This is a genomic window from Caldisphaera sp. (genome assembly GCF_046536515.1).
Taxonomy (GTDB): domain Archaea; phylum Thermoproteota; class Thermoprotei_A; order Sulfolobales; family Acidilobaceae; genus Caldisphaera.
The window spans coordinates 1-2949 of sequence record NZ_JAWDMQ010000092.1 but is presented as its reverse complement, the minus strand read 5'-3'; the positions used below and the strand labels follow the sequence as shown (position 1 = coordinate 2949).

The 2949-nt window shown below is 36.2% G+C and carries 2 protein-coding genes; both read left to right on the top strand.

The features are described 5' to 3' along the window. Window positions 1-147: 147 nt before the first annotated feature. Complete coding sequence (locus RXO53_RS08070) at window positions 148-1821, top strand: APC family permease (protein ID WP_410713706.1); 1674 nt, start codon at window positions 148-150, stop codon at window positions 1819-1821. 128 nt (window positions 1822-1949) lie between these two features. Continuing rightward, complete coding sequence (locus RXO53_RS08065) at window positions 1950-2813, top strand: metallophosphoesterase family protein (protein WP_410713705.1); 864 nt, start codon at window positions 1950-1952, stop codon at window positions 2811-2813. Window positions 2814-2949: the final 136 nt, after the last annotated feature.

The following is a 2949-nucleotide window of genomic DNA, read 5'->3' as shown; positions in this document are numbered from 1 at the left end:
TTTCAATTTCATCTTTTTCAAGAATCTTAAATTTTTCAATTTTCAATCATAAAAATCGAAATAAAATTTCATATATGAATGGATATTTGAATTTTGTTAGAAATTTTCTAGTAAAATTTAAATATTGAGAATTCATAATAATGATTTATGGATTCTGAGAATCAAACACCCAATAAAATTAGCACAAAATCAGAACCCCAAACTAACGTAACCGCATTTAAAAGAAAATCTTCAGGACTTAAAAGAGTAATGTCACCATATTCTGCCTTTGTTTATAATGTTCTTAACATAGGAGTAATATTCCCATGGGTTTATCTCCTTTCAGCAGCCGTATTTCCTGGTGCTAGTATATGGCTCGGAATTTTACTGACAACCATATTTGCATCATTTATTGCTATAGCTTATTCCGGAATTGCAAGTGTTATGCCAAGAACTGGAGGAGACTATATATTTGAATCTCGTGGACTGACCCCTTGGGTTGGATTTCCTGTAGTAGCAACAATGATACTTTTCTTCTTCTTGCAATGGGATGCAATAGCAGGATGGTTGGTATCTGTTCTTGGTCTTTACCCAATGTTCACGTCTCTGGGTGTTACCCTCAATAATCCCGCACTAATAAGCCTAGGAGAATGGTTTGCGACTCCATGGGGAACGTGGATAACAACAATTGTTCTGGGAGCAATTTCAACAGTTGTTCTTATTAAGGGTCTTCAGCTTTTTGTGAAAATTCAATGGTTCTTATGGTATTCTTTCTTACTTTCTTATGCAATTATTGTAGCCTTACTGTTTCTCACTCCCCATTCTGTATTTGTAGCAAATTACAATTCAGCAACGCTTAAAATAGATCCATCTGCTAATCCGAATTTTTATCAATATATAATAGATTATGAAACTTCTCAGGGTTTCAATCCCTCCCTTCAATTTAGCTGGATTGCTACCATCGGAGTGATGGCAATTGCACTTACAAGCCTAGGCTGGGTGGGTTATGCACAGGAACAAGCTGGAGAAATAAAATCCGCCGATAGCTTTAAGAAACAACTATTTATTAACTTTGGCGGAGGAATAGCTGCAGGCCTCATGATGGCCCTTCTGGCATTTGCTTTAGTATACCAAGTAGGTATGAAATGGCTTGCAGCCGCCGCTTATGGTAGCTATGTTTCTTCAAATTTGAGTATGCCTATTTTACCTTGGTTCAGTACTCTTATAATAGCACTAACATCAAATCCAATAATTGCATTTCTAGCCACCTTAGGAATTACAATGGCCGCAGTTCAGGTTGTAATGAATGTATATATAGGTCAAACTAGAGTAGCAATAGCGGCTTCCATTGATCAAGTGCTTCCATCATGGGTATCTAAAATCAACAAGAAAACAGGAACACCAGTAAACATTCAGGTTCTCTTCTTTGTCCTAGGAGGAATAGTATATTCATGGGTATACAACTTTGTACCAGGATGGATTCAATATACCTTAGCAGTTACGGCTGTTGCAACAATAATGTACATTGCCACTACCCTAGCTGCAGCTTTAATGCCATGGAAACTTAAAGAGGCTTACTCTCTTTCAGAAGTTTCAAAATACAAAATAGGAAAAGTACCTCTCGTGACAATTTCTGGAATAATTGCTTCTGCCTTTTCAGCCTGGATGCTTTATTACTATATTACTGACCCTTCCCTTGGCGTTGCATCAATACCTTCTTATGCACTTATAAGTGGAGTTTTTGCTGCCTGGGTAATTTATTTTGCCCTCAGAAGATATTACCTATGGCATAAAAAGGGTATCGATCTTGACGCTACATTTAGAGAAATTCCACCTACGTGATATATATGTTTAGAAAGAGTTCACCTGAAATCAAAAGAATCCTTTACGCCACTGACTTACATGGTTCAACCCTTGTATTCAAAAAACTCTTGAATGCTGCAAAAATAAATAAGGCAAGTCTAGTCATCATGGGAGGTGACATCTCAGGAAAAATATTCTTTCCAATTGTTCAGTCTGGAAAAAATATATACGAAGTCGATTATTACGGAAGGAAAGTTACACTCAATTCTGAATCTGAACTAAATCAGTTCTCCACTAGGCTTGAGAAAGAGGGTAATTATTATAAGGTGGTCACCAAGGATGAGTTTTCCGAGCTGATAGCTGATGAGAAAAAAATGAACCTAATTTTTCAAAGTCTAATAATAGAAAGACTTAAGCAGTGGGTGGACCTTGCAACTCAAACGTTGAGAGATATAAACGTCCCCTTACTTATTTCTGGAGGAAATGATGACGACCAAATTGTGGTTGACAGCATAATAAACAATGAAATCGTTAAAAACGTAGATAATAAAGTTTATCTTGAATTCCAGCCTTTTTCTATTATAAACATTGGATTTTCAAACTTAACCCCCTTTGAAACACCCCGAGAAAAAAGTGAAGAAGAGATAGGGAAGCTAATAGATAATCTTAGCGAGCCTTATGCCAAAGACCCCAGCCACCTTATATTTAATATTCATGTTCCTCCCTATGGATCAACATTAGATTTGGCTCCAAAACTAGTTAAGAACGAGAGTGGAGAATTAGAAATGGTATTGAACGGGGGCCAACCAGAGTTAATACACACTGGTAGCAAAAGTGTGATGGATTCAATTCTAAAATATAAACCTGCCTTGGGTTTATTCGGTCACATACATGAAGCAAGGGCAGCAGAAAAAATTGGCGATACATTGTGTATAAATCCGGGATCAAGCTATGGAGATGGTACCTTAAATTATGCGTTGATCAATATTAGAGAGGGAAAAATACTCAGCTATCAATTAATGATGGGATAAGAATCTTCAAATGTTCAAACAAAACATTTCAAAAAAATCCACTACATTGAAGAATTATACTTAATATATTTACCCGGATCTAGGAACGTTTAAAAAACCTTTATACTACCTTTCTTTTTTCTATCTGTGTTTAGAT

Coding starts and splice junctions, on each gene's coding strand:
- RXO53_RS08070 (WP_410713706.1), top strand. CDS start 148: ATGGATTCTGAGAATCAAACACCCAATAAAATTAGCACAAAATCAGAA.
- RXO53_RS08065 (WP_410713705.1), top strand. CDS start 1,950: ATGGGAGGTGACATCTCAGGAAAAATATTCTTTCCAATTGTTCAGTCT.